This window comes from Neobacillus drentensis (assembly GCF_036966985.1).
GTDB lineage: Bacteria > Bacillota > Bacilli > Bacillales > Cytobacillaceae > Neobacillus > Neobacillus drentensis_E.
On record NZ_JBALSN010000701.1, the window covers coordinates 1 to 1,530 of the forward strand.

Consider the following 1,530-nt stretch of genomic DNA (forward strand, 5'->3'; position numbering starts at 1 on the left):
CAGGAATTGTTAGTCACTTAATAACGTTTATTGAACAATTACTGTAAAAGAATAAATTACAGCTGTAGCGATCTGTATGGATCGGTATTCGGGAACCATCATCTCGAACTTCAGCCCCCGTTAGTTTAATAACTTACCCTCAGCTTTTATAGAGTTTGCAATTTTTACAATTTCTGATTTAGCTAATTTGTTTTCACCTTGATATTCAACAGTTAATTCTAATTCTTCTTTTTCTTCTTCCCAATCTAAGTATTGCTTTCCGTTTTTTTCTTTATAAAAATATTTTGTTCCTTTAATTCTGTTCTTTTTATCCCATTTGGGATCATTATACCAACTTACGTTATTAGTGGCAGTTACTACGAGCTCGGCTTTTTTTGATATGTAATGTAATTTTAGTTTATCGCACCTCTTACCGCAGGATGAAGTAGTCATATAACTCTTACTATACTCAAAAGGGATATAGCCTGGTTCAGCTTCTATTCCCACCCAAGAACCAGCCCAACTTATTGGCATTTTTAGAATAGGTGTATAAAAAATAACAAAAAATAAGACAACGACAAAAACAATTAAAAGGTATTTCAATACTTTTTTTTTAGTAATTCGTAGAGATTCCAAACGTTTTCCTCCAAATAAACTATTTGAGATAATCATATCAAATTATTCGATTAGAGTGTTCATACTTCCCATTAGGTCAATAAGAAAAGCTGCCAATATGACAGCTTGGCTTTAAAACTCTTGCTTCTGTCTTTCTGCGTCTTTAGAGGAATCGCTTTACCATAAAAAATCAAGCGTTTCTTCAACTATCCTGCTGCTTTAGTGGAACAAGAAAAAAAGTCGCTGCTGCGACTTTTTATTTAACATAAGCATCCGTTAGCTTAATAAGAATTTCATACATTTCACTCTCCAAATAGTGGAAAAATGTATAAAAATCTATATATGTTCCACAGATAATGCTCTTTAATTTAAATGTATTATTTTATTTAAAAAGTTTAGGAAGCCTTGCGCTCTTTAGCGTTCTTTAGTTCCCTTAAGCTTTCTTTGATTAACTCTCTTTGTTCCTCGGTAATAATAAAATCCGTAAGACGATCCTCAAAATGAGTAATACGTCTTTCCAACTCCTCTATAGTAAGGTTCTTAGTATTCTTCATAAACCCACCAACTCCTCTTATTATAATTTATATATAATTAGTTATTCTTCATAAAATCTCCCAAACCGCTATTGGCAACGGGATATTCAAGTAACGGAAGCTATCCAACATCTATTCTTCAAGTGGAAGTTCCATTCGAAATCCTTTTAATTCCAGGATCCCTTATTTAATTTTCCCATTGTTTAAGAACTTGTTCTTTTGCTATACGATAAACTTCTTCTTCTGTTTGGTTTTTGGTAGCTATTACGTTGGTTTGATAAACTTTACCTTTATGTGTTACATAGATTGTATACTTGTACATTTTGTTCTATCTCCTTTTTATAATTCTAATATTCTAACTTTTAATTCATTCCACTTCACTAACTAAATCCAATTTCATTTA

At 31.6% G+C, this 1,530-nt stretch carries 3 protein-coding genes; all 3 read right to left on the minus strand.

The genetic code is table 11. From position 1 onward, the window contains the following. Nucleotides 1-120 precede the first annotated feature (120 nt). Entirely contained in the window at nucleotides 121-615 is a 495-nt protein-coding gene (locus V7659_RS30710; RefSeq protein WP_335543789.1) for a hypothetical protein, read from the minus strand. Between the two features lie 374 nt (nucleotides 616-989). Next, nucleotides 990-1,148, minus strand: coding sequence for a hypothetical protein (locus V7659_RS30715; RefSeq protein ID WP_335543790.1), 159 nt, complete (start codon nucleotides 1,146-1,148; stop codon nucleotides 990-992). Between the two features lie 166 nt (nucleotides 1,149-1,314). Next, nucleotides 1,315-1,449, minus strand: a complete 135-nt coding sequence (locus V7659_RS30720; RefSeq protein ID WP_144555969.1) for a BA3454 family stress response protein — start codon at nucleotides 1,447-1,449, stop codon at nucleotides 1,315-1,317. Nucleotides 1,450-1,530 lie beyond the last annotated feature (81 nt).